This is a genomic window from Streptomyces roseolilacinus, from assembly GCF_014649335.1.
In the GTDB taxonomy this organism is placed as follows: Bacteria; Actinomycetota; Actinomycetes; order Streptomycetales; family Streptomycetaceae; genus Streptomyces; species Streptomyces roseolilacinus.
Map to the genome: position 1 here is coordinate 229653 of NZ_BMSV01000006.1, position 24948 is coordinate 254600.

The 24948-nt window shown below is 73.0% G+C and carries 19 protein-coding genes; 10 read left to right on the forward strand and 9 right to left on the reverse strand.

Annotated features, from left to right (window positions below):
* The first annotated feature begins 226 nt into the window (after window positions 1–226).
* The 5 genes from hisC (at window position 227) to IE106_RS30720 (ending at window position 9274) form a co-directional block, all read left to right on the forward strand.
* Window positions 227–1312, forward strand: a complete 1086-nt coding sequence (gene hisC, locus IE106_RS16275) for a histidinol-phosphate transaminase (protein ID WP_229840492.1) — start codon at window positions 227–229, stop codon at window positions 1310–1312.
* 522 nt (window positions 1313–1834) lie between these two features.
* Window positions 1835–3340, forward strand: coding sequence for a cytochrome ubiquinol oxidase subunit I (locus tag IE106_RS16280; protein WP_189534545.1), 1506 nt, complete (start codon window positions 1835–1837; stop codon window positions 3338–3340).
* A gap of 16 nt (window positions 3341–3356) precedes the next feature.
* Window positions 3357–4358 carry a cytochrome d ubiquinol oxidase subunit II gene (gene cydB / locus IE106_RS16285; protein ID WP_189534547.1) on the forward strand — a complete coding sequence of 334 codons (1002 nt, stop codon included), beginning with the start codon at window positions 3357–3359 and terminating at the stop codon, window positions 4356–4358.
* A gap of 25 nt (window positions 4359–4383) precedes the next feature.
* Window positions 4384–7986: a thiol reductant ABC exporter subunit CydD gene (cydD, locus tag IE106_RS16290; protein ID WP_189534549.1), complete on the forward strand. Its 3603-nt coding sequence runs from the start codon at window positions 4384–4386 to the stop codon at window positions 7984–7986.
* Between the two features lie 163 nt (window positions 7987–8149).
* Window positions 8150–9274: a murein hydrolase activator EnvC family protein gene (locus IE106_RS30720; protein WP_189534551.1), complete on the forward strand. Its 1125-nt coding sequence runs from the start codon at window positions 8150–8152 to the stop codon at window positions 9272–9274.
* A gap of 30 nt (window positions 9275–9304) precedes the next feature.
* Here the strand turns inward: IE106_RS30720 and IE106_RS16300 are convergent, their stop codons facing one another.
* The 5 genes from IE106_RS16300 to IE106_RS16320 form a co-directional block, all read right to left on the reverse strand.
* Window positions 9305–10129: an HAD family hydrolase gene (locus IE106_RS16300; RefSeq protein WP_189535058.1), complete on the reverse strand. Its 825-nt coding sequence runs from the start codon at window positions 10127–10129 to the stop codon at window positions 9305–9307.
* A gap of 167 nt (window positions 10130–10296) precedes the next feature.
* On the reverse strand, window positions 10297–11202 hold the full coding sequence (locus tag IE106_RS16305; RefSeq protein WP_189534554.1) for an LLM class flavin-dependent oxidoreductase: 906 nt from the start codon (window positions 11200–11202) through the stop codon (window positions 10297–10299).
* A gap of 41 nt (window positions 11203–11243) precedes the next feature.
* Window positions 11244–11786: an RNA 2'-phosphotransferase gene (locus IE106_RS16310; RefSeq protein WP_189534556.1), complete on the reverse strand. Its 543-nt coding sequence runs from the start codon at window positions 11784–11786 to the stop codon at window positions 11244–11246.
* Between the two features lie 210 nt (window positions 11787–11996).
* A complete protein-coding gene (locus tag IE106_RS16315; protein ID WP_189534558.1) occupies window positions 11997–12953 on the reverse strand; it encodes a MerR family transcriptional regulator in 957 nt (318 codons plus the stop codon).
* 62 nt (window positions 12954–13015) lie between these two features.
* Window positions 13016–14785: an SDR family oxidoreductase gene (locus IE106_RS16320; RefSeq protein WP_189534561.1), complete on the reverse strand. Its 1770-nt coding sequence runs from the start codon at window positions 14783–14785 to the stop codon at window positions 13016–13018.
* Window positions 14786–15014: 229 nt separating this feature from the next.
* Between IE106_RS16320 and IE106_RS16325 the strand changes: the two genes are divergently transcribed.
* From IE106_RS16325 to lpdA, 5 genes are all read left to right on the forward strand, one after another.
* On the forward strand, window positions 15015–15983 hold the full coding sequence (locus IE106_RS16325) for an ABC transporter ATP-binding protein (RefSeq protein ID WP_189535060.1): 969 nt from the start codon (window positions 15015–15017) through the stop codon (window positions 15981–15983).
* Entirely contained in the window at window positions 15980–16858 is an 879-nt protein-coding gene (locus IE106_RS16330; protein WP_189534563.1) for an ABC transporter permease, read from the forward strand. Before IE106_RS16325 ends, IE106_RS16330 begins: the two co-directional genes overlap by 4 nt.
* A complete protein-coding gene (locus IE106_RS16335; RefSeq protein ID WP_189534565.1) occupies window positions 16855–17766 on the forward strand; it encodes an ABC transporter ATP-binding protein in 912 nt (303 codons plus the stop codon). Before IE106_RS16330 ends, IE106_RS16335 begins: the two co-directional genes overlap by 4 nt.
* A gap of 15 nt (window positions 17767–17781) precedes the next feature.
* A complete protein-coding gene (locus IE106_RS16340; protein ID WP_189534567.1) occupies window positions 17782–18504 on the forward strand; it encodes an ABC transporter permease in 723 nt (240 codons plus the stop codon).
* A gap of 126 nt (window positions 18505–18630) precedes the next feature.
* A complete protein-coding gene (lpdA, locus tag IE106_RS16345) occupies window positions 18631–20034 on the forward strand; it encodes a dihydrolipoyl dehydrogenase (RefSeq protein WP_189534569.1) in 1404 nt (467 codons plus the stop codon).
* 77 nt (window positions 20035–20111) lie between these two features.
* Here lpdA and IE106_RS16350 read toward each other — a convergent pair whose 3' ends face one another.
* The 4 genes from IE106_RS16350 to efeB form a co-directional block, all read right to left on the reverse strand.
* Window positions 20112–20918, reverse strand: a complete 807-nt coding sequence (locus IE106_RS16350; RefSeq protein ID WP_189534571.1) for an HAD family hydrolase — start codon at window positions 20916–20918, stop codon at window positions 20112–20114.
* Complete coding sequence (serS, locus tag IE106_RS16355) at window positions 20915–22192, reverse strand: serine--tRNA ligase (protein WP_189534573.1); 1278 nt, start codon at window positions 22190–22192, stop codon at window positions 20915–20917. The genes IE106_RS16350 and serS overlap by 4 nt, the downstream gene beginning before the upstream one ends.
* A 488-nt stretch (window positions 22193–22680) precedes the next feature.
* Window positions 22681–23619, reverse strand: coding sequence for a prephenate dehydratase (gene pheA, locus IE106_RS16360; protein ID WP_189534575.1), 939 nt, complete (start codon window positions 23617–23619; stop codon window positions 22681–22683).
* Window positions 23620–23700: 81 nt separating this feature from the next.
* Complete coding sequence (gene efeB / locus IE106_RS16365) at window positions 23701–24942, reverse strand: iron uptake transporter deferrochelatase/peroxidase subunit (protein WP_189534577.1); 1242 nt, start codon at window positions 24940–24942, stop codon at window positions 23701–23703.
* Window positions 24943–24948: the final 6 nt, after the last annotated feature.

The following is a 24948-nucleotide window of genomic DNA, read 5'->3' on the forward strand; positions in this document are numbered from 1 at the left end:
CGAGGTGGCGGGAAGCGTGCAACTCACCTCTACGGGGGACGCGCGCTACGGCGCGAGCCACCCGCTCGCGCCAGTGCGCCGCGCGCCCCCACGGCGCTGGGGCACAGGATCCGGCCCCTCCTTCGCGGCCTCCCGCGCATTGGCGTCGTTCGGCCATTCGCAGGGACGCGGAATCCTCATAAGGTGTGCAGTATCCATGGTGCACATACGGTCGAGGAGGACCACAGTGAGCGAGACAAGCCCCAAGCTGCGCGCCGTGCTGGACAACATCCCCACCTACAAGCCGGGGAAGCCGGCCACCGCCGCCGAGGGCCGCGTTGCGTACAAGCTGTCCTCCAACGAGAACCCCTACCCGCCGCTCCCGGGCGTCATGGAGAAGGCGCTGGCCGCGGCGGCGGACCTCAACCGCTACCCGGACCTGGCGTGCACCGCCCTGATGAACGAGCTGTCCGAGCGCTTCGGGGTGCCGGTGACCCACCTGGCGACCGGCACGGGCTCCGTCGGGATCGCCCAGTCCCTGGTGCAGTCCACGGCCGGCCCCGGCGACGAGGTGATGTTCGCCTGGCGGTCCTTCGAGGCGTACCCCATCGTCACGCAGATCGCGGGTGCCACGCCGGTCCTGGTCCCCCTCACCGAGGAGGGCGTGCACGACCTGGACGCGATGGCCGAGGCGATCACCGAGCGCACGCGCCTGATCTTCGTCTGCAACCCCAACAACCCCACGGGCACGGTGGTGCGCCGGGCGGAGCTGGAGCGGTTCCTGGACCGGGTGCCGTCGGACATCCTGATCGTCCTCGACGAGGCGTACATCGAGTTCATCCGGGACAAGGAGGTGCCCGACGGCATCGAGCTCTACCGGGACCGGCCGAACGTCGCGGTGCTGCGCACCTTTTCCAAGGCGTACGGCCTGGCGGGCATGCGGATCGGTTTCGCGATCGCCCACGAGCCGGTGGCGGCGGCCCTGCGGAAGACGGCCGTGCCGTTCGGCGTCACGCAGATCGCGCAGGACGCGGCGGTGGCCTCGCTGCGCGCCGAGGACGAGCTGCTGGGCCGGGTCGGCTCGCTGGTGTGCGAGCGCACGCGGGTGGTCGAGGCGCTGGCGGCCCAGGGCTGGCGGCTGCCCGTGACGCAGGCCAACTTCGTGTGGCTGCCGCTCGGCGAGCTCTCCGGCGAGTTCGCCGCCGCCTGCGAGGCGGCGGGCGTGGTCGTGCGGCCGTTCGCGCCCGACGGGGTCCGGGTCACGATCGGCGAGGTCGAGGCGAACGACATCTTCCTGCGGACGGCCGAGACGTTCTACAAGGAGAAGTTCTGACCGGTTCCGACCGTCGCTGACCGGACCCGGCGCCGACCGGCGTCCGGGCCGGGGACCGATACCGGTCAGGGCCGGGGGCGCCGGCCCGTACGGCGGGGCCGGCGCGCCGCCCTCCACCCGGAGGCCGCGCGCCGGGCCCGACGACCCGGTGGACGCCGGGCCTCCGGTGTGGTGTCGGCGGGTGTGGCGAAGGAGACATTCCCGCTCGATACGAGTGGTGGAGAAGGACGGGAGAACCCCCGCGGGCGCGTGCTCGCGGGGGTTCTCGCTGGTCAGAGCCGTTCGGCCGACGCGCCGGAGACGCGTGCCGCATGGCTGGGACTCAACAGGGTGTTGAGGTTTCGGGGGAGAGAGACCCCCCGCGTCAAGCTACGGATTCCGTCTGAGTCATAATGTTTGTGATTGTGAACGCATTCACAAGCGCGCCGGGTTCCTCCCAAGATCAACCGGATTCGGCGGGCGAACGGAAGGCCGTGGGGCTGTGAGGCCGCAGGGCTGCTAGGCCGTAAGGAGAAGATCGTCGTGGACCTGGCTCTGGCGCCAGAGACGCTGGCGCGGTGGCAGTTCGGGATCACCACCGTCTACCACTTCCTCTTCGTCCCCCTGACCATCTCACTCGCCGCGCTCACCGCCGGTCTCCAGACCGCGTGGGTGCGCACCGACAAGGAGAAGTACCTCCGGGCCACCAAGTTCTGGGGCAAGCTCTTCCTGATCAACATCGCGATGGGTGTGGTCACCGGCATCGTGCAGGAGTTCCAGTTCGGGATGAACTGGTCGGACTACTCGCGGTTCGTCGGTGACGTCTTCGGCGCGCCCCTCGCCTTCGAGGCGCTGATCGCGTTCTTCTTCGAGTCGACCTTCATCGGGCTGTGGATCTTCGGCTGGGACAAGCTGCCGAAGCGCATCCACCTCGCCTGCATATGGATGGTGTCGATGGGCACCATCCTCTCCGCCTACTTCATCCTGGCCGCCAACTCCTGGATGCAGCACCCGGTCGGTTACCGGATCGACAAGGAGTCGGGGCGCGCCGAGCTGACCGACTTCTGGGCCGTCCTGAGCCAGAACACCACCCTCACCCAGGTCTTCCACACGATGACCGCGGCCTTCCTGACCGGCGGCGCGTTCATGGTCGGCATCGCCGCCTTCCACCTGGCCCGGCGGAAGCACGTCCCGGTGATGAAGACCTCGCTGCGGCTCGGCCTGGTCACCGTGGTGGTCGCGGGCATGCTGACCGCGATCAGCGGCGACCTGCTCGGCAAGGTCATGTTCAAGCAGCAGCCCATGAAGATGGCCGCCGCCGAGGCGCTGTGGAACGGCGAGGGCCCCGCCCCGTTCTCCGTCTTCGCCTACGGCGACGTCGACGAGGGCCACAACAAGGTCGCCGTCGAGATCCCGGGCCTGCTGTCCTTCCTGGCCAACGACGACTTCTCCTCGTACGTACCCGGCATCAACGACACCAACAAGGCCGAGCAGGAGAAGCACGGCCCCGGCGACTACCGGCCCAACATCCCCGTCGCCTACTGGTCGTTCCGCTGGATGATCGGCTTCGGCATGGCCTCCTTCGGGCTCGGCCTCCTCGGGCTCTGGCTGACCCGCAAGAAGTTCCTCCTGCCCCGGGCCCTGCGCGTCGGCGACGAAGAGGTGCCGCACCTCGTCCTCCTGAAGAAGCCCCTCAGCCCCCGGCTGACCAAGCTGTACTGGCTCGTCGCCCTGTGGACGCTGGCCTTCCCGCTGATAGCCAACTCCTGGGGCTGGATCTTCACCGAGACGGGCCGCCAGCCCTGGGTCGTGTACGGCGTCTTCCGCACCAGCGACGCCGTCTCCCCCGGCGTCTCCCAGATCGAGGTCCTGATCTCGATGACCGCCTTCACCCTGCTCTACGCGGTGCTCGCCGTGATCGAGTTCAAGCTGCTCGTGAAGTACGTCAAGGCCGGCCCCCCGGAGCTCACCGAGGCCGATCTCAACCCGCCCACCAGGATCGGCGGCCACGACCGCGACGCCGACCGCCCCATGGCCTTCTCGTACTGAGGAAGGGGAGCGAGGCATGGAACTCCACACCGTCTGGTTCGTACTCATCGCCGTCCTGTGGACCGGCTACTTCTTCCTGGAGGGCTTCGACTTCGGCGTCGGCGTCCTCACCAAGCTGCTCGCCCGCGACCGGGTCGAGAAGCGCGTCCTCATCAACACCATCGGCCCCGTCTGGGACGGCAACGAGGTGTGGCTGCTCACCGCGGGCGGCGCCACCTTCGCCGCCTTCCCGGACTGGTACGCCACCCTCTTCTCCGGCTTCTACCTGCCGCTCCTCGTCATCCTGCTCTGCCTGATCGTGCGCGGCGTCGCCTTCGAGTACCGGGCCAAGCGGCCCGAACACCGCTGGCAGCACAACTGGGAGCAGGCCATCTTCTGGACCTCCCTCATCCCCGCGGCGCTGTGGGGCGTGGCCTTCGGCAACATCGTGCGGGGCGTCGAGATCGACGCGTCGAAGGAGTACGTCGGCACCCTCTTCGACCTGTTCAACCCGTACGCGCTGCTCGGCGGGCTGACCACCCTGGCCCTCTTCACCTTCCACGGGGCGGTGTTCACCGCTCTCAAGACCGTCGGCGACATCCGGGTGCGGGCCAGGAAGCTGGCGTGGACCCTGGGCCTGGTCACCGCCGCCGTCGCCCTCGGCTTCCTGGTCTGGACGCAGTCGGCGCGCGGCGACGGGACGAGCCTGGTCGCGGGGGCCGTCGCCGCGGCCGCGCTCGTCGGGGCGGTCGGAGCCATCAGGGCGGGGCGCGAGGGCTGGTCGTTCGCGCTGTCCGGCGTCACGATCGCCGCGACGGTCGCGATGCTCTTCCTGACGCTCTTCCCGAACGTCATGCCGTCCTCGCTGGACCCGGACTGGAGCCTGACCGTCACCAACGCGTCCTCCAGCCCGTACACCCTGAAGATCATGACCTGGTGCGCGGCGGTCGCCACCCCGCTCGTCCTCCTCTACCAGGGCTGGACCTACTGGGTGTTCCGCAAGCGCATCGGCACGCAGCACATCGCCGACGCCCACTAGGTACCACCGGCAGGGGATGTTTCACGTGAAACCGATCGACCCGCGACTGCTCCGCCACGCCCGCGCCACCCGCGTCTTCCTGCTGGCCGTGGTCCTCCTCGGCCTGGTCGGAGCGGCGCTGGTGGTCGCCCAGGCGATGCTCGTCGCCGAGGTCGTCGTCGGCGCCTTCCGGCACGGCATGGCCGTCGACGACCTCTCCGCGCCGCTCCTGTCGCTCGCCGCGGTCGCCGTGGGCCGCGGGCTGGTGTCCTGGCTGACCGAACTGGCCGCCCACCGCGCGAGCGCGGCGGTCAAGTCCGAACTGCGCGGCCGGCTGCTGGAGCGGGCGGCCGCGCTCGGGCCGGGCTGGCTGAGCGGCCGGCGGACCGGCTCCCTGGTGGCGCTGGCCACACGGGGCGTGGACGCGCTGGACGACTACTTCGCCCGCTACCTCCCCCAGCTGGGCCTCGCCGTCGTCGTCCCGGTGGCCGTCCTCGCGCGCATCGTCACCGAGGACTGGGTGTCGGCGGCCGTCATCGTGGTCACCCTGCCGCTGATCCCGATCTTCATGGTCCTCATCGGCTGGGCCACGCAGGCGCGCATGGACCGCCAGTGGAAGCTGCTGTCCCGGCTGTCGGGACACTTCCTCGACGTGGTGGCCGGACTGCCGACCCTGAAGGTGTTCGGCCGGGCGAAGGCGCAGGCGGAGTCGATCCGCTCCATCACCGCGCAGTACCGGCGGGCGACGCTCCGGACCCTGCGGGTCGCCTTCCTGTCGTCCTTCGCGCTGGAACTGCTGTCGACCCTGTCGGTGGCGCTGGTGGCCGTCGGCATCGGCACGCGCCTGGTCCACGGCACCCTCGACCTGTACACCGGCCTGGTCATCCTGATCCTCGCGCCCGAGGCGTACCTGCCGCTGCGCCAGGTCGGCACGCAGTACCACGCCGCGGCGGAGGGGCTGTCGGCCGCCGAGGAGGTCTTCGCGGTACTGGAGGCCCCGGTGCGGGAGGCCGGGACGGAGGTGCTGCCCGAAGGCCCGGCGCGGATCGAGCTGGACGAGGTGACCGTACGGCACGCGGGGCGCACCGGGCCGTCGCTGGACCGGGCGTCGCTCGTGGTCGAACCGGGCGAGACGGTCGCCCTGGTCGGGCCGAGCGGCGTCGGCAAGTCCACGGTGCTGGACGTGGTGCTGGGCTTCACCGCGCCGGACGAGGGCACCGTACGGGCGGGCGGCGTGGACGTCGCGGCGCTGGACCCGGAGCGGTGGCGGGAACGGGTCGCCTGGGTGCCGCAGCGGCCGTACCTGTTCGCCGGGACGATCGCCGAGAACGTGCGCCTGGCCAGGCCGGACGCGGACGAGGACGCCGTGCGGGGCGCGCTGCGGGAGGCGGGCGCCGACTTCGTCGCCGATCTGCCGGACGGCGTCGGCACGGTGCTCGGCGAGGACGGCGCCGGCCTGTCGGCCGGGCAGCGGCAGCGGCTCGCCCTGGCCCGGGCGTTCCTCGCCGACCGGCCGGTGGTGCTCCTCGACGAGCCGACCGCCGCGCTGGACGGCGCGACCGAGGCCGCCGTCGTGGAGGCGGTGCGCCGGCTCGCCGTCGGCCGGACGGTGCTCCTGGTCGTGCACCGGCCCGCGCTGCTCGCCGTGGCGGACCGGGTGGTCGCGCTGCGCCCCGGGGCGAAGGTCCCGCCGGCCGTACCGGGAACCGGCGCGGGGACGGAGGCCGGGGACGCGGTGGCGGGGCCGGCGGTGATCGACGCGGGCACCGACATGGTCGACGACGCCTTCGGAGTCGTCGGCGGCCTGTACGGCGGCCAGTCCGCGGCCCGGCCTGGGCACACCGTGACCGGTCCCGCCACACCGGAGCCGGGGCGGCGCGCTCTCACCCGGGTCCGGGCGATGGCCGGTGAGCTGCGCGGCCGCCTCGCACTGGCGCTGCTGCTCGGCAGCCTCGCCCTCGCGTCGGCCGTCGGCCTCATGGCCGTGTCCGGCTGGCTGATCTCCCGGGCCTCCGAACAGCCTCCGATCCTCCACCTGATGGTCGCCGTCACCGCGACCCGGGCCTTCGGCATCGGCCGGGCGGTGTTCCGGTACGCCGAGCGGCTCGTGTCGCACGACGCCGTCCTGCGCATGCTGGCCGATCTGCGGGTGGCCGCCTACCGGCGCCTGGAGCGCATCGCGCCGGCCGGGCTGCGCCGCACCCACCGCGGCGACCTGCTGTCGCGGCTCGTCTCCGACGTGGACGCCCTCCAGGACTACTGGCTCCGCTGGCTGCTGCCCGCCGGTACGGCGCTGCTGGTCGGTGCCGGCGCCGCCGGGTTCACGGCGTGGTTGCTGCCCGAGTCGGGTGCCGTCCTCGCGGTCGGCCTGCTCGTGGCGGGTGTCGCCGTTCCGGCGCTCGGCGGTGCCGTCGCCCGCCGTGCCGAGCGGCGGCTCGCCCCCGCCCGCGGCGTCCTCGCCGGCCGGGTGACCGACCTGCTGCGCGGTTGCGCCGAACTGACGGTGGCCGGTGCGCTGCGTGACCGTGTCGGTCGGGTCAGGGAGGCGGACGGGGTGCTCACCCGGATCGCCGCGCGCCAGTCCGCCGCGACGGCGCTCGGCGGCGGGCTCATCGCGCTGGCCACCGGGCTGACCGTGGCCGCGGCCGCGCTGGTCGGGGTCCAGGCGGTGCGGGAGGGGCGGCTCGACGGGGTCGCCCTGGCGGTCGTCGTGCTCACCCCGCTCGCCGCGTTCGAAGCCGTGACGGGGATGCCGTCGGCCGTGCAGTACCGCCAGCGGGTGCGGCGCAGCGCCGAGCGGGTCTTCGAGGTGCTCGACGCGCCCGTCCCCGTGACGGAGCCGGAGCGGCCCGCCCCGGCGCCCGGGAGCCCGTTCCCGCTGGAGCTGTCCGGGGTGACGGCCCGGCACCCCGGACAGGACCGGGACGCCCTCGTCTCGCTCGACCTGCGCCTGGAGGCCGGGCGGCGGGTCGCCGTCGTCGGCACGTCGGGGGCCGGCAAGACGACGCTGGCGCAGGTGCTGCTGCGGTTCGTGGAGGTCGGGGCCGGCACGTACCGCCTCGGCGGCACCGACGCGACGGCGCTCGACGGGGACGACGTACGCCGGTTCGTCGGGCTGTGCGCCCAGGACGCCCACCTCTTCGACAGCACCGTCCGCGAGAACCTGCGGCTGGCCAGGACCGGGGCGGGTGACGACGAGATGCGCCGGGCGCTGGCCGAGGCACGGCTCCTGGACTGGGTCGACGCGCTGCCGGACGGCCTGGACACCCTGGTCGGCGAGCACGGCGCGAGGCTCTCCGGCGGGCAGCGGCAGCGGCTCGCCCTGGCCCGTGCCCTCCTCGCGGACTTCCCGGTCCTCGTCCTCGACGAACCCGCCGAGCACCTCGACCTGGTCACGGCCGACGCGCTCACCGAGGACCTGCTGCGGGCGACGCGCGGCCGCACCACGGTCCTCATCACGCACCGGCTGCACGGGCTCGACGCCGTCGACGAGGTCGTGGTCCTGGCGGGCGGCCGGGTCGTCCAGCGGGGCCCCTACGCGGAGCTGGTGGCCGCGGAGGGACCGCTGCGGCGGATGCGGGAACGGGAGCGCGCGGCGGACCTCCACCTCGGCGCACCGGCGGACCCGCCCGCGCCGAGGAGCGCGTAGGACGGCGCGGTGCGGGCGCGGGGGAGGGCCCCGTGCCGGTGTCGGCCGGTCGGCGGACGGCGTGGGCCAGTCGGCGGTACGGCCGTAGACCGGTCGGCGGTACGGCGGCGGGCGGAGCGGCGAGATCCCGGGGAAGGCGGGGCCGAAGGGCCACCATCCCAGGATGCGCCTCCCCCACGGCCGACGGTCACTGCCCGGGTCGGTGCTGTTCGCGCCGGCCGTCCTGATCGCCCTTTCGCTGCCCGCCGCCGCGGTCCCGGCCGCCGGACCGGACGTGCCGGCCGTGAGCACCGAGGTGGCCCGGCTGCTCACGGAGGCGTCGCGGGTCACGGAGGCGTACGAACGGGGAAGGCACGCCGCGGCCGCGCAGCGGGTCAGTGCCCTTCGGCTCCAGGGGGAGCTGGACGACAAGCGGCGCCACCTGGCCGTCCTGCACGGACGGGCGGGGGAGGTGGCCCGCGCCCAGTACCGGACGGGCGGTTCGCTGCCGCCGGCCGCGGGGCTGCTGCTCGCCGACGACCCGGAGGACGCGCTGCGCGCCGCGCGGATGGCGCGGCAGGCGGGGCAGGCCGTGGACCGGCTGGTGCGGCGCACGGACCGGGCCGAGCGGCTGCTGGAGGCGGCGGTGGCCCGGGCCCGGACGGCCTGGCGGGACCTGGAGGCGCGCCACGCGCGGCTCGCGGCGGTGAAGCGGGACCTGGAGGCGCGGCTGGAGCGGGCCCGGTGGCGGTTGCAGGCGGTGGCGGACCGGAGCGTGGCGGCGGGCAGCTGCCGGGGCGCGGCGCGGCTGGAGCAGCCGGGCGGCGCGCGGGGTGCGGTGGGGCCGGAGCGGCCGGGCGGCGCGCGGGGTGCGGGAGCGCCGTGGGTGGCGCCGGTGTCCGAGGCGGACGGGTACGAGCTGTCCGCCGGTTTCGACAGCACGGGGAAGTACTGGGCGCACCGGCACACGGGGCAGGACTTCGCCGTGGGCGTCGGTACGCCCGTGCGGTCGATCGGGGCGGGGCGGGTCCACGCGGTGTCGTGCGGGGGCGCCTTCGGGATCGAGGTGGTCGTCCGGCACACGAACGGCTGGTACTCGCAGTACGCGCACCTGGCGTCGACCGCCGTGGGGCCGGGCCAGCCGGTCGCCGCCGGCCAGTGGGTCGGCCAGGCGGGGACGACCGGCAACTCGACCGGCCCCCACCTGCACTTCGAGGTGCGCCTGACCCCGCACCTCGGCTCGGGCGTCGACCCGCTGCCCTGGCTGCGCGAACACGGCGTCGAACTGGGCGGCCGGTCGAGGCGGTGACCCGGCGGCGCGCGGGGTCGGCCCGGTGACTCAGCGGTCGGCGAGGATGGCCTCGATCACGGCGGCGACGCCGTCCTCCTCGTTGGCGACGGTCCGGCCGGAGGCGGCGGCGACGACGTCCGGGTGGGCGTTGCCCATGGCGTAGGACCTGCCCGCCCAGGTGAGCATCTCGATGTCGTTGGGCATGTCGCCGAACGCCACCACCTCGTCGGCCGAGATGCCGCGCTCGGCGCAGCACAGGGCGAGCGTGCTGGCCTTGGAGACCCCGAGGCCGCTCACCTCCAGCAGCGCGGTGGGGCTGGAGCGCGTGATGGTGGCGCGGTGCCCGGCGGCCGTACGGGCCAGGGCGAGGAAGCCGTCGGGCGTGAGGTCGCGGTGGAGGGCCAGCAGCTTCAGCAGCGGCGTCCCGGAGCCGGGCACGTCCTCGTGGAGCAGCTTCTCGGCGGGACCGACCGCGACGGCGGCGTCCAGGTGGAGGGGCGGGTAGTCCGGCTCGTGGCGGATGCCGTCGGCGAACTCCATCGCGAAGGCCGTGCCGGGGGCCTCCCGGCGCAGGGTCTCGACGACGTCACGCGCGGTCCGCCGATCCAGCGGCCGCACCTCGACGATCCTCCGCCCGGCGTGCAGGTCGACGACGGCCGCCCCGTTGGAGCAGATCGCCAGGCCGTGTCCGTGGACGTGCTCGCTGACGACGTCCATCCAGCGGGCGGGCCGCCCGGTGACGAAGAAGACCTCGATCCCGGCCTCCTCGGCGGCGGCGAGCGCCGCGACCGTCCGGTCCGAAACGGTCTTGTCATCTCGCAGAAGCGTTCCGTCAAGATCGGTGGCGATCATCCGCGGGCGCTGCTGCGACATCGGACGGCTGTGGGGGAAGGTCGTCGGTGAGGTCACGTACCCATTGTCCCGGATGAGCCGCTCCCGCGGCGCACGGACGTGCGAAACGCCGCACATTTGAGCCGTTCGACCACCGCCAGGCGAAACGGGGGAAACGGGGGATACCTATGACCCGGCCGGGCTGCCGCTCACCGCTCCAGCTGGGCGATCCCCTCGGTGGCGATCCGCTCGAAGACGGCCTCGTCGGCGGCGAACACCGAATCGGGAACGGGCGCGTGCACCACGATCTCGTCGAAACCCAGTTCGGCGTGGCGTCCGGCGAAGTCCACGAAGGCGTCCACGGACTCCAGGAGGCCGTTCGCCTCCGGGGTGAACCCGGTCAGCAGGATCTTGTCCGGTTCCCCCGCGTCCCGGCCGGCCTCGGCGCACGCCTTGCCCAGCTTCCCGAGCTGCTCGCGGAGCGCCGCCAGGGACTGCTCGGGCGTGCCCGTCTCGAACAGCTTCGGGTCCCCCGTGGTGACCCACGCCTGGCCGTGCCGGGCGGCGAGCCGCATCCCGCGCGGGCCGGTCGCCGCCACGGCGAACGGCAGCCGCGGGCGCTGGACGCAGCCCGGGACGTTGCGCGCCTCGTGCGCCGAGTAGTGGGTGCCCTCGTGGGTGACGGCCCCCTCGGTGAGGAGCCGGTCGAGCAGCGGCACGAACTCGGCGAACCGGTCCGCCCGCTCCCGCGGCGTCCACGCCTCCTGCCCGAGCGCCGTCGCGTCGAAGCCGTTGCCGCCCGCGCCGATGCCGAGGGTGATCCGGCCGCCGGAGACGTCGTCCAGGGAGATCAGCTCCTTGGCGAGGGTGACCGGGTGGCGGAAGTTCGGCGAGGTGACCAGCGTGCCCAGGCGCATCCGGCGGGTGGCCGCCGCCGCGGCCGTCAGCGTCGGCACCGCGCCGAACCAGGGTCCGTCGCGGAAGGTCCGCCAGGACAGGTGGTCGTACGTGTACGCGGCGTGGAAGCCCAGCTCCTCGGCGCGCGTCCACTGGTCGCGGCCCCCTTCGTGCCAGCGGCGGACGGGCAGGACCACGGTGCTCAGGCGCAGACTCATGCCCCGAGCCTACGGCCCCGGCCGAACGCGGGTCGCCGTGATCACCCCGGGAACCGCAGGTAGCGCGGGGGTACGGCGTCCGTGAGCCAGACGCCGTTGGCGCTGACGTGGAAGACGTGGCCGTCGTCGTGCATGGCGCCGGCCTCCACGGTGAGGACGACCGGCCGGCCCCGCCGGGCCCCGACCCGCGACGCGGTCTCCCGGTCGGGGGAGAGGTGGACGTGGTGGCGGTTCATGGGGCGCAGGCCCTCGGCCCGGATCGCGCCCAGGCACGGGGCGACGGTGCCGTGGTGGAGGTGCGCGGGCGGGGTGGCGGGCGGCAGGCCGAGGTCCACGTCGACGGTGTGGCCCTGGCTCGCCCGGATGCGGTCGCCGTCGACGGCGAAGCGCCGCTTGTCGTTCGTCGCGACGACGTGCTCCAGCTCGGCGCGGCTGACCGGCATGCCGTGCCGGTCCATGGCCCGCAGCAGCTCGTCGACGGCGACCCAGCCCTGCGGGTCGAGGACGAGGCCGATCCGCTCGGGCTGGTGGCGCAGATGCCGTGAGAGGTACTTCGACACCTTCACGGTGCGTCTTTCGTCCATGGGGAGAGCGTGGCAGGGATCACGCCCGTCCTGCCACAGAAAAACGGCGGAGCAGGTTTGGTCCACAACCAACTGCACTTATCCACAGGGTTTTTGACGATTCTGTGGACAACCGGCCCGCCCTCCGGGCGCCTTGGGTCTTCCTCTCCGGACCCCCTGGGCCCTCCCCCCGGGCGTCGCCGCCCCCATGCGGGCTCCCCGGCGCTCCCCTCAGGCTTCCGGGACGCCCGCGGAGCCCTCCCGGGCCTGGGCGGTGAGCGCGTCCAACGTCCTCGCCCGCACCTCCCGTTCGGCGGCCGCCGCGATGAACGCCGACGCGTTCTCCGTGCCGACCAGACCGTGCACCGCCCGGACCGTCGCGGCGGGCAGGACGACCGCGCGCGGCTCCTCGCCCCGCTCCTGCGGGCCGCCCGGGGAGAGGTGCCGCCGCAGGTGGCGGTCGGCGAGGATCCGCATGGCGCGGGCGAGTTCGGCGTCCACCGCCTGCCGGGCGAGCGGGCGCAGCCGCCGTACCAGGACCGCCGCCCCGGCCGCGTCCGCGTCCGTCGGCGGCCGGTGGCCGAGGTAGCGGGCGAAGACGTGCTCGGTGGTGAACTCCAGGAACCGCGAGGCGATGTGCTCCACCTGGGTCCGCAGCTCCCGCAGGTGACCGGCGACGGCGAGCAGCGGCACCCCCGCCGCGTACAGCTCCACCGCCACCGCCAGCTCCTGCGGGCTCGGCACCAGGAACTCGTCGTCCCTGCCCGGCACCCGTTCCAGTACGCCCAGCTCGACGGCCTCCTCCACGGCCCGCTCGTCGGGGGTGCCGCCGAACGCGGCGTCCAGCTGCGCGCGCGTGACGCGGTCGGCCTGCTCGTCGGTCCACGGCCCGGCCACCTCGGCGACCAGGCCCAGCACGCCGCCCAGGCCCCGGCCGGTGTCCCAGGCCTCCAGCAGTTCCTTGATGGAGGCCAGGGTGTAGCCCCGGTCGAGCAGGTCGGCGATCTGCCGCAGCCGCGCCAGGTGCGCTTCCCCGTACACGTTGGACCGGCCGCGCCGCTCGGGTCGCGGCAGCAGGCCGCGGTCCTGGTAGGCGCGGATCGTCCGGACCGTGGCGCCGCTGAGGTGCGCCAGGTCCTCGATCCGGTACTCGACCGCCGGGCTCCGGCCGGCCGGCTGCTCGGACACGTTCGCTCCCCACTGCCCCGGGCCGTCCCGCCAGGGATGGTACGGCCGCGGCGCCGGCCCGCTCACAGCGGCGGCGACACCCTGGCCACGGCCCGCAGCGCGCCCGGCGCGACGCGGGACAGCAGGTGCGCGACCCGGGCCTCCGGGGTCACCGGCACCATCGCCCGGTTCTCCACGACCGCCCGCAGGATCGCGGCGGCGACCTTCTCCGGCGGGTAGTTCCGCAGCGCGTACCTCCGCGCCGTGCGCTCGCGCAGCCGGCCCTCCTCCGCCTGCGACACCCCGGTGAAGCGCGCCGTCGACGTGATGCCCGTGTTCACGAAGCCGGGGCAGACCGCCGTGACGCCGACGCCCCGCCCGGCCAGCTCGGCCCGCAGGGACTCGCTGAGCATCAGCACCGCCGCCTTCGACGTGCCGTACGCGGGCAGCAGCCTGGTGGGCTGGAACGCGGCCGCCGACGCCGTGTTCACGATGTGGCCGCCCTGCCCGCGCTCCACCATCTGCCGCCCGAAGACCCGACAGCCGTGGATGACGCCCCACAGGTTGACGTCGAGGACCTTCCGCCAGTCGTCCGCCGTGGTGTCGAAGAACGACCCCGACAGGCCGATCCCGGCGTTGTTCACCAGCACGTCCACCGTGCCGTGCGCGGCGGCGACCCGCGCGGCGAGCTTCTCCATCGCCTGCTCGTCGCTCACGTCCACCGCCTCCGGCCACGCGCCGGGCGCCCCGAGCCGCAGCGCCCGCTCCGCCGTGCGCGCCGCGCCCTCCGCGTCCCGGTCGACGGCCACCACCCGTGCCCCGACCTCGGCGAACGCCAGGGCCGTCGCCCGCCCGATGCCGCTCGCCGCACCCGTCACCAGCACCAGCTGCCCGCCGAACCGGTCGGCGTACCGCCGCCCCGACACCACGGCGGGCGGCACCCCGGCGCCCTCCCCCTCGTGCGCCGTCACGAACTCGGCGATCCACGCGGACAGCTGGTCCGGACGCGTGCGCGGCACCCAGTGCTTCGCCGGCAGCGTGCGCCGCACCAGCCGCGGCGCCCACCGGGGCAGGTCGTCGTACAGCCGCTCCGACAGGAACGCGTCCCCGGTCGGCGTGATCAGCTGCACCGGCACGTGCGCGTGCGCGTCCGGGCGGGGACGCCGCATCCGGGAGCGGACGTTGTCCCGGTACAGCCACGCGCCGTGCGCCGCGTCCGACGGCAGGGACCCGGTCGGGTACCCCTCCACGGACACCTTCTCGACCCGGCGCAGGAGGTCCGGCCACCGCCTGCCGAGGGGCCCGCGCCAGGCGAGCTCCGGCAGCACGGGCGTGTGCAGCAGGTAGACGTACCAGGACCGGGCGCCCTGCCCGAGCAGCTGGCCCACCCGGCGCGGTGTCGGGCGCCCCACCCGCTCCTTGATCCAGTGGCCGAAGTGGTCCAGGGACGGCCCCGACACCGACGTGAACGAGGCGATCCGGCCCTCGGTCCGCCTGACCGTGGCGAACTCCCACCCCTGCACCGACCCCCAGTCGTGCCCCACCAGGTGCACCGGGCGGTCCGGGCTGACCGCGTCCGCGACCGCCAGGAAGTCGTCCGTCAGCTTCTCCAGCGTGAAACCGCCGCGCAGCGGCACCGGAGCCGTCGACCGGCCGTGCCCCCGCACGTCGTACAGGACGACGTGGAACCGGTCGGCCAGCCGCAGGGCGACCTCGGACCACACCTCCTTCGAGTCCGGGTAGCCGTGCACCAGCACCACGGTCGGCCGCTGCGGGTCACCCGTCTCGGCGACGCACAGCTCGATCCCGCCCGTGCGGATCCAGCGCTCGCGGGCGCCCCTCAGCAGACCCATGCCACTTCCCCCGTCCCGTAGGCGCCCGCACGCGGCGCGCGCTCCGTCACGTTGACACCAACGAATGTGACCATGCCCGGCGGCGGCGTCAAGGGTGCGTGATCCGCCTGTGGACGACCCGGCGCGGCTGCCCCTCCCGTACGGGGTCGTACGCCTGGAGTCGGACAAGGATCCAACCGTCAGGGCTGACGTGGACCGCGGTACCCGCCACTACGGTCGAAGCGTGACTGTGATCGCCACCGAAAGCCTCAGCAAGCGGTTCCCCCGGGTGACCGCTCTCGACCGGCTCTCCCTGGACATCGGGCCCGGTGTGACCGGACTTGTGGGTGCCAACGGAGCCGGCAAGTCGACAATGATCAAGATCCTGCTGGGTCTGTCCCCCGCCACCGAGGGCCGCGCCGAGGTCCTCGGCCTCGACGTGGTGACGGACGGGCCCGCCATCCGCGAGCGCGTCGGCTACATGCCGGAGCACGACTGCCTGCCGCCGGACGTCTCGGCCACCGAGTTCGTCGTCCACATGGCCCGCATGTCGGGCCTCCCACCCGCGGCGGCCCGCGAGCGCACCGCCGACACGCTGCGCCACGTCGGCCTGTACGAGGAGCGGTACCGCCCCATGGGCGGCTACTCCACCGGCATGAAGCAGCGCGTGAAGCTCGCCCAGGCGCTGGTCCACGACCCGCAGCTGGTCCTCCTCGACGAGCCGACGAACGGCCTCGACCCGGTCGGCCGCGACGAGATGCTGGGCCTCATCCGCCGCGTCTGGACGGACTTCGGCATCTCGGTGCTGGTCACGTCGCACCTGCTCGGCGAACTGGAGCGGACCTGCGACCACGTCGTCGTCATCGACGGCGGGCGCCTCCTGCGCTCCAGCTCCACCAGCGACTTCACCCAGACCACCACCACCGTCGCCGTCGAGGTCACCGACTCCGACACCCACCCCGACGGCACGGCGGCCCTCCGCGCGGCGCTCACCGCCGCCGGAGTCACCCTCCACGCGCGCGTGGAGGAGGGCCTGCCCGGCGCCGGCCACGTCCTCCTGCTGGAGGCCACCGGCGAGGAGACCTACGACACGGTGCGCGACACCGTCGCCGACCTGGGGCTCGGCCTCGTCCGCATGGAACAGCGCCGCCACCACATAGCCGAGGTGTTCCGCCCCGGCACCGCGGCCGACCAGTCCCCGGAGGTGCAGGCCCGATGAGTGCCGAGACGCAGATCCACAACATCGGGTACCGCAAGTACGACGGTCCCCGCCTCGGCCGCGCCTACGCGCGCAGGTCCCTGTACGTGCAGTCCCTGCGCGGGGCGTACGGACTCGGCCGCAGCGCCAAGTCGAAGGTGCTGCCGATGATCCTCTTCGGCATCATGTGCGCCCTGGCGCTGATCGTCGTCGCGGTCGCCGTGATCGCCAAGTCCGAGACCCTGCTGATCGACTACACCCGCTACGCCATCGTCATGCAGCTGGTCATCGCCCTGTACGTGGCCTCCCAGGCCCCGCAGTCCGTCTCGCGCGACCTGCGCTTCCGCAGCGTCCCGCTGTACTTCTCCCGTCCGATCGAGCGGGGCGACTACGTCCTCGCCAAGTACGGCGCGATGGCGTCCGCCCTGTTCATCCTGACCGCCTCGCCGCTGCTCATCCTCTACGTGGGCTCGCTGCTGGCGAAGATGGACTTCGGCGACCAGACGAAGGGCTTCGGGCAGGGGCTGGTGTCGGTGGCGCTGCTGTCCCTCCTCTTCGGCGGGATCGGCCTGGTCCTGGCCGCCCTGACGCCCCGCCGCGGCTTCGGCGTCGCGGCGGTGATCGCCGCGCTCTTCATCTCGTACGGCGCCGTCGTCACCGTCCAGGCCATCGCCTGGAGCACGGACAACCTGCAAGCCGTGACCTGGCTCGGCCTGTTCTCGCCGATCACCCTCATCGACGGCGTGCAGACCGCCTTCCTCGGCGCCTCCACCTCCTTCCCGGGCGAGGCGGGACCCGGCGCCGGCGCCGGCACGGTCTACCTCCTGGTCGTCCTCGCGCTCATCGCCGGCTCGTACGCCGTCCTGATGCGCCGCTACCGAAAGGTCGGGCTGTGACCACCCTCCACATCGACCACGCGTCCCGCTGGTTCGGCAACGTCGTCGCCGTCAACGACGTCACCATGACCATCGGCCCCGGCGTGACCGGCCTCCTCGGCCCGAACGGCGCCGGGAAGTCCACCCTCATCAACATGATGGGCGGCTTCCTCGCCCCCTCCACCGGCACCGTCACCCTCGACGGCCGGCCGATCTGGCGCAACGAGTCCGTCTACGGCCACATCGGCGTCGTGCCGGAGCGGGAGGCGATGTACGACTTCCTCACCGGCCGCGAGTTCGTCGTCGCCAACGCCGAACTGCACGGCCTCGGCGCGGCGGAGGCGCAGCGCGCGCTCGCCACCGTCGAGATGGAGGACGCGCAGGACCGGAAGATCGGCACGTACAGCAAGGGCATGCGGCAGCGCGTGAAGATGGCCTCGGCCCTCGTCCACGACCCGTCCGTGCTCCTCCTCGACGAGCCGTTCAACGGCATGGACCCGCGCCAGCGCATGCAGCTGATGGACCTGCTGCGGCGCATGGGCGCGGACGGCCGCACCGTCCTGTTCTCGTCGCACATCCTGGAGGAGGTCGAGCAGCTCGCCTCCCACATCGAGGTCATCGTCGCCGGACGGCACGCGGCCAGCGGCGACTTCCGCCGCATCCGCCGCCTGATGACCGACCGCCCGCACCGCTACCTGGTGCGCTCCAGCGACGACCGGGCCCTGGCCGCCGCGCTCATCGCCGACCCGTCCACCGCCGGCATCGAGGTGGACGTGCGCGAGGGCGTCCTGCGGGTGCAGGCGGTGGACTTCGGCCGGTTCACGGAGCTGCTGCCGCGGGTCGCCCGGGAGCACTCCATCCGACTGCTGACGGTCTCGCCCTCGGACGAGTCCCTCGAGTCGGTCTTCTCCTATCTCGTCGCGGCCTGAAGGGAGCCCTCGACCATGTACCACCCCACCGTCGCCCGGCTCACCTACCGCGGCCTCCTCGGCCGCCGCCGCGCCGCCATCCTCTTCGTCCTGCCCGTCCTCCTCGTCGCCATCTCGGCCGCCGTCCGCCTCTTCAACGGCGCCGACGACCAGGTCGCCGCCGACCTCCTCGGCGGGTTCGCGCTCGCCACGATGGTGCCGCTGATCGGCGTCATCGCGGGCACGGGCGCGATCGGCCCGGAGATCGACGACGGCTCGATCGTCTACCTCCTCGCCAAGCCGGTGAAGCGCCCCACGATCATCTTCACCAAGCTGATCGTCGCCATCGGCGTGACCATGGTCTTCTCGGCCGTCCCGACCCTGATCGCCGGTCTGGTCCTCAACGGCAACGGCCAGCAGGTCGCGGTCGCGTACACCGTCGCCGCGCTCGTCGCGTCGATCGCCTACAGCGCCCTCTTCCTCCTCTTCGGCACGGTCAGCCGGCACGCGGTCGTCTTCGGCCTCGTCTACGTGCTGGTCTGGGAGAGCCTGTTCGGCAGCATCATCTCCGGGGCGCGGACGCTGAGCGTCCAGCAGTGGGCCCTCGCGGTCGCCGACAAGGTGACCCAGGGCGAGGGGCTCGTCTCCTCCGACGTGTCGCTGCCGGTCGCGGCGGTGCTGCTGGCCGTGGTGACCGTCGCCGCCACCTGGTTCGCCGGGTGGAAGCTGCGGACCCTGACGCTGGCGGGGGAGGAGTAGGGGCCGGCGCGGGCCGTCCCGGTGGGGACGGCCCCGCAGCGGCCGGGGCCGAGCGGGATTACTGTGGGCCCCGGGCGCGACCCGCACGGCCCGTACGACCCGCACTCACACTCTGGGGAGCAAGCCATGTCAGACCGCTTCGACGTCGTCGTGCTCGGAGCAGGCCCCGGCGGTTACGTCGCCGCGATCCGCGCGGCCCAGCTGGGCAAGCGTGTCGCGGTGGTCGAGGAGAAGTACTGGGGCGGCGTCTGCCTGAACGTCGGCTGCATCCCGACCAAGGCGCTGCTGCGCAACGCCGAGCTGGCGCACCTCTTCACCCACGAGGCGAAGACGTTCGGCATCAAGGTCGACGGCCAGGTCTCCTTCGACTACGGCGAGGCGTTCCGGCGCAGCCGCCGGGTCGCGGACGGCCGGGTCAAGGGCGTCCACTTCCTCATGAAGAAGAACAAGATCACCGAGTTCACCGGCCGGGGCACGTTCCTCGACGCGAACACGCTCCAGGTGGCCCAGGCGGACGGCTCGACCGCCACGGTCTCGTTCGACCACTGCATCATCGCGACCGGCGCCACGCCGCGCCTGCTGCCCGGCACGCGCCGCAGCGACCGGGTCGTCACGTACGAGGAGCTGATCGTCACCGAGGACCTGCCGGGCTCCGTCGTCATCGCGGGCGCCGGCGCGATCGGCATCGAGTTCGCGTACGTGATGCACAACTACGGCGTGAAGGTCACGATCGTCGAGTTCCTCGACCGGATCGCGCCGCTGGAGGACAAGGACGTCTCGGCCGAGCTCGCCAAGCAGTACCGCAAGCTGGGCGTCGACATCCTGACCTCCACGCGCGTGGAGTCGATCGACGAGTCCGGTCCGCAGGTCCGCGTCACGGTCACCGGCAAGGACGGCGCGCAGCAGGTGCTGGAGGCCGACAAGGTCCTCCAGGCGATCGGCTTCGCGCCGAACGTCACGGGCTACGGCCTGGAGGCGACGGGCGTACGGCTCACGGAGCGCGGCGCCATCGACGTGGACGGCCACTGCCGCACGTCGGTGCCGCACATCTACGCCATCGGCGACGTGACCGCGAAGCTGATGCTGGCGCACACGGCCGAGTCCATGGGCGTCGTGGCCGCCGAGACGATCGCGGGCGCCGAGACGATGGAGCTCGACTACCCGATGATCCCGCGCGCGACGTACTGCCAGCCGCAGATCGCCAGCTTCGGCTGGACGGAGGAGCAGGCGCGGGAGAAGGGCTTCGACGTCAAGGTCGCCAAGTTCCCCTTCACGGCGAACGGCAAGGCGCACGGCCTCGGTGACGCGACGGGCTTCGTGAAGCTGATCAGCGACGCGAAGTACGGGGAGATCATCGGCGCCCACCTGATCGGCCCCGACGTCACGGAGCTGCTGCCCGAGCTGACGCTGGCCCAGCAGTGGGACCTCACGGTCCACGAGGTGGCGCGCAACGTCCACGCCCACCCGACGCTGGGCGAGGCGGTGAAGGAGGCCGTGCACGGCCTCGCCGGACACATGATCAACTTCTGATCGGCCCACCGCGCCCGGACTCCGGGCGGGGGCGGCTCCCCGGGCGGGGCCGCCCCGCCCGGGGAGCCGCTCGGACCTCAGCGGGAGAGCAGCCGCTCCAGGACCACGGCGATGCCGTCCGCGTCGTTGGTCTCCGTGACCTCGTCGGCCACGGCCTTCAGGTCGCCGTGGGCGTTGGCCATGGCGACGCCGTGCCGGGCCCAGGCGAACATGGGGATGTCGTTGGGCATGTCGCCGAACGCGATCGTGTCCGCCGCCTTCACGCCCAGGCGGCGGGCCGCCAGGGAGAGGCCGGTCGCCTTGCTGAGGCCCAGCGGCAGGATCTCCACTATGCCCGCGCCCGCCACCACGACGTCCACGAGCCCGCCGACCACCTGGCGCGCGGTGCTCGCCAGGGCGTCGTCGTCCAGGTCCGGGTGCTGGACGTACAGCTTGTTCAGCGGCGCCGACCACAGGTCCGCCGGGTCCTCCAGCGGCAGGTACGGCAGCGGGCCGTCCTGCAGCCGGTAGCCGGAGCCGACCAGCACCTCGCCGTCCAGGCCGTCGCGGCTCGCGGCCAGCGCCAGCGGGCCCACCTCGGCCTCCAGCTTCGCCAGGGCGATTCCCGCCAGCTGCCGGTCCAGGGTCACCGACGTCAGCAGCCGGTGCTCGCCCGCGTGGTAGACCTGCGCGCCCTGGCCGCACACCGCGAGTCCCTCGTAGCCGAGTTCGTCGAGGATGTGGCGGGTCCAGGGCACGGACCGGCCGGTGACCACGATGTGCGCGGCGCCCGCCGCCGCGGCGGCGGCGAGCGCGTCACGCGTGCGCTGCGACACCGTGTCGTCGGAGCGCAGCAGCGTCCCGTCGAGGTCCGTCGCGACGAGCCGGTAGGGGAGGGAGCTCACTTGGCCACGGGCTCCAGCAGTTCCCGCCCGCCGAGGTACGGCCGCAGGACCTCGGGGACGCGGACCGAGCCGTCGGCCAGCTGGTGGTTCTCCAGGATCGCCACGATCGTGCGCGGCACGGCGCACAGCGTGCCGTTCAGCGTGGAGAGGGGCTGGACCTTCTTGCCGTCGCGCATGCGCACGGACAGGCGGCGAGCCTGGAAGCTGTCGCAGTTCGACGCGGAGGTCAGCTCGCGGTACTTGCCCTGCGTCGGGATCCACGCCTCGCAGTCGTACTTGCGCGACGCGGACGCGCCCAGGTCACCGCTGGCCACGTCGATCACCTGGAACGGCAGTTCCAGCGCGGTCAGCCACTGCTTCTCCCACTCCAGCAGCCGCTTGTGCTCGGCCTCGGCCTCCTCCGGCGCGACGTACGAGAACATCTCGACCTTGTCGAACTGGTGGACGCGGAAGATGCCGCGGGTGTCCTTGCCGTACGTGCCGGCCTCGCGGCGGTAGCAGGGGGAGAAGCCCGCGTACCGCAGCGGCAGCTTGTCGGCGTCGACGATCTCGTCCATGTGGTACGCGGCGAGCGGCACCTCGGAGGTGCCGACCAGGTAGTAGTCGTCCTTCTCCAGGTGGTAGACGTTCTCCGCGGCCTGGCCGAGGAAGCCGGTGCCCTCCATGGCGCGCGGGCGGACCAGCGTCGGCGTGAGCATCGGGATGAACCCGGCCTCCGTGGCCTGCGCGATCGCCGCGTTGACCAGGGCGAGTTCCAGCAGCGCGCCGACGCCCGTCAGGTAGTAGAAGCGCGAGCCGGACACCTTGGCGCCGCGCTCGACGTCGATGGCGCCCAGCGCCTCGCCGAGCTCCAGGTGGTCCTTCGGCTCGAAGCCCTCGGCGGCGAAGTCGCGGATCGTGCCGTGCGTCTCCAGGACGACGAAGTCCTCCTCGCCGCCGACCGGGACGTCCGGGTGGACGATGTTGCCGAGCTGGAGCAGCAGGCGACGGGTCTCCTCGTCGGCCTCGTGCTGCTCGGCGTCGGCGGCCTTGACGTCGGCCTTCAGCTGTTCGGCCCGCTTGAGCAGCTCGGCCTTCTCCTCGGCGGACGCCTTGGGGATCAGCTTGCCGAGCGACTTCTGTTCGGAGCGGAGCTCGTCGAAGCGGACGCCGGACGACCTGCGCCGCTCATCGGCGGAGAGCAGGGCGTCGACGAGGTCGACGTCCTCTCCACGGGCGCGCTGGGAGGCGCGAACACGGTCGGGGTCCTCACGGAGCAGGCGAAGGTCAATCACCCCTCCAGGCTACCGGTGTGCACCGGCCGCACCCCACCGCGTATCGCCTCCGCCCGAGCATGTCGTTCTGTCCCAATTGACAGGTTTGGTGGCTATCGCGGTGAAAAATTACTCTTTCTCGGGTTAGGGGAGTTCCACGCGCGTAACTTGTCCACAGAGGCGGCCGGGGGGAAATGTTATCCACAGGCTGTGTGGAAGAGGTGTGGACTTCGGAACCAGTCACTCCGGAAGAAGTGCACAGAGCCCTGGTTTCGTCACTCAAACCCGCCTCAGACGCTCATTCGAGTGGGAATTCTTCGCTCTAAAGGGTCGATCAGAGGAATTGGGGTGACGCGAAGGGATAAAGCGGACTGTGGATGTCCACACAGTCGCTCAGCGGATTTATCGACCTTGTCCGGTTCCGGGAGGAGTTGGGGAGGGCCGGGATATCGACTTGTCCCCAGGCGGCCTCCCCGGTCTGTGGATAACTCTGGTCCCGGTGGGGAGGGTCAGGCGCCCCGGCCGTCCTGGCAACGCGCCAGCCAGTCCGCCGCCGTGGTGAAGTCGGCGTCCGACGTCCCGGGCCGCAGCGCCCGCACCTCGTCGACCCCGACACCCGCCCGCGGATACGACCCCAGGAAACGCACGTTCGGGCAGATCCGCTTCAGTCCCATCAGCGCCTCGCCCACCCGCCGGTCCGCGATGTGCCCCTCGGCGTCCACCGCGAAGCAGTAGTTCCCGATTCCCGCGCCCGTGGGACGCGACTGGATCAGCATCAGGTTGACGCCGCGCACCGCGAACTCCTGGAGGAGCTCCAGCAGGGCGCCCGGATGGTCGTCCCGCAGCCAGATCACCATCGACGTCTTGTCCGCGCCCGTCGGCGCCGCCGGCCGCGCCGGCCGGCCCACCAGCACGAACCGCGTCTCGGCGTTCTCCGCGTCGTGGATCTCCGTGACCAGCGCCTCCAGCCCGTACGTCGCCGCCGCGAACTCCCCCGCGAACGCCGCGTCGTACCGGCCCTCCTGCACCAGCCGCGCCCCGTCCGCGTTCGACGCGGCCGACTCCCACACCGCGTCCGGCAGGTGGGCGCGCAGCCAGTTGCGCACCTGCGGCTGCGCCACCGGGTGGCCGGTCACCGTCTTGATGTCGGCCTGCTTCGTGCCCGGCCGCACCAGCAGGGCGAACGCGATGGGCAGCAGCACCTCGCGGTAGATCATCAGCGGCCGGCCCGACGCCAGCTCGTCGAGGGTCGCGGTGACCCCGCCCTCCACCGAGTTCTCGATCGGCACGAGGGCGGCGGCCGCCTCCCCGTTGCGCACGGCGTCCAGGGCGGCTGGTACCGACACCATCGGCACCAGCTCGCGCGTCGCGGCTTCCGGGAGGGTGCGCAGCGCCGCCTCGGTGAAGGTTCCCTCGGGGCCGAGATAGGTGAATCGCGTGGCCGACATACCGGTCACCCTAATGCGCCCGCCCCCGCGCCGCTCACGCTTCCGGACCATCCCTCCGCCGTGATCCGGACGCCCGTGCGATCACGCCTCCAGCAGTCGCTGCCCCACGTACTCCCCGTCCGCCGGACCGCCCGGCACCGCGAAGAGGGCGCTCGACTCGTGCCGGATGAACGGGGACAGCGCGTCACCCCGGTCCAGCTTCCGCTGCACCGGCACGAACCCCTTCCGCGGGTCGGCCTGCCAGCAGACGAACAGCAGCCCCGCGTCCGGCGTGCCGTCCGGGCCGATCCCGTCGTGGTACGAGAAGGGGCGGCGCAGCATCGTCGCCCCGCCGTTCTGCTCGGGCGCCGAGATCCGCGCGTGCGCGTCGGCCGGGATCACCGGCCTGTCGTCCGGCCCCAGCTTGTCCAGGTCCGGCTCCGTCGTCTCCGTGCCGCCCGTGAGCGGGGCGCCGTCGGACTTGCGCCGGCCTATGACCGCCTCCTGGTCCTTCAGCCGCAGCTTCTCCCAGTCGTCGAGCAGCATCCGGATCCGCCGCACCACCGCGTAGGACCCGCCGGTCATCCACGGCTGCGCCCCACCGGGTGCGACGAAGACGTGCCCGTCGAAACCGGGGTCGGTCGGCTTCGGGTTGCCCGTGCCGTCGATCTGCCCCATCAGGTTGCGGGCCGTCCTGGGGTGCGCGGTCGCGCCGGGCGAGCGGTTGAAGCCGTTCATCTGCCAGCGCACCCTCGCCGCCGCGCCCGCCTCCCGCTGGAGGGTGCGCAGCGCGTGGAACGCGACCAGCGCGTCGTCGGCGCCGACCTGCACCCACAGGTCGCCGCCGGACCGCTTCGGGTCGAGCTGGTCGGAGGAGAACACCGGCAGCGGCTCCAGCTGCTGCGGCCGCCGCGCCACCAGCCCCGTGCGGTCGAAGAAGGACGCGCCGAACCCGAACGTGATCGTCAGGGAGCACGGTCCCGCGTCCCCCGCGACCCCGCTGTCCGCGCTGCCCGCCGGCTCGCCCGCCATCAGCGGTTCGGCCGCCGCCGACCAGCGGCGCATCAGCGCGACGGCCTCCTTGCGGCCCGCGCCCGGCGCCAGGTCGAACGCCACCAGGTGGCCGCGCGCCTGAGCGGGCTGCACGATCCCCGCCTGGTGGGCGCCGCGGAACGGCACCCGCGCCGAACCCACCGTCGCCAGTGCCGGCCCTCCGCCGTCGCCGTCGCCGAGGACCGCGTGTCCCGCGGCGCCGCCGGCCGCGCCGAGCGCGAGCCCCGTCGCCCCGGCCGCGCCCACGGTGCCGAGGAGCCGGCGCCTCGAAATCTCCAGGTTGTCGCTCATAGTCAG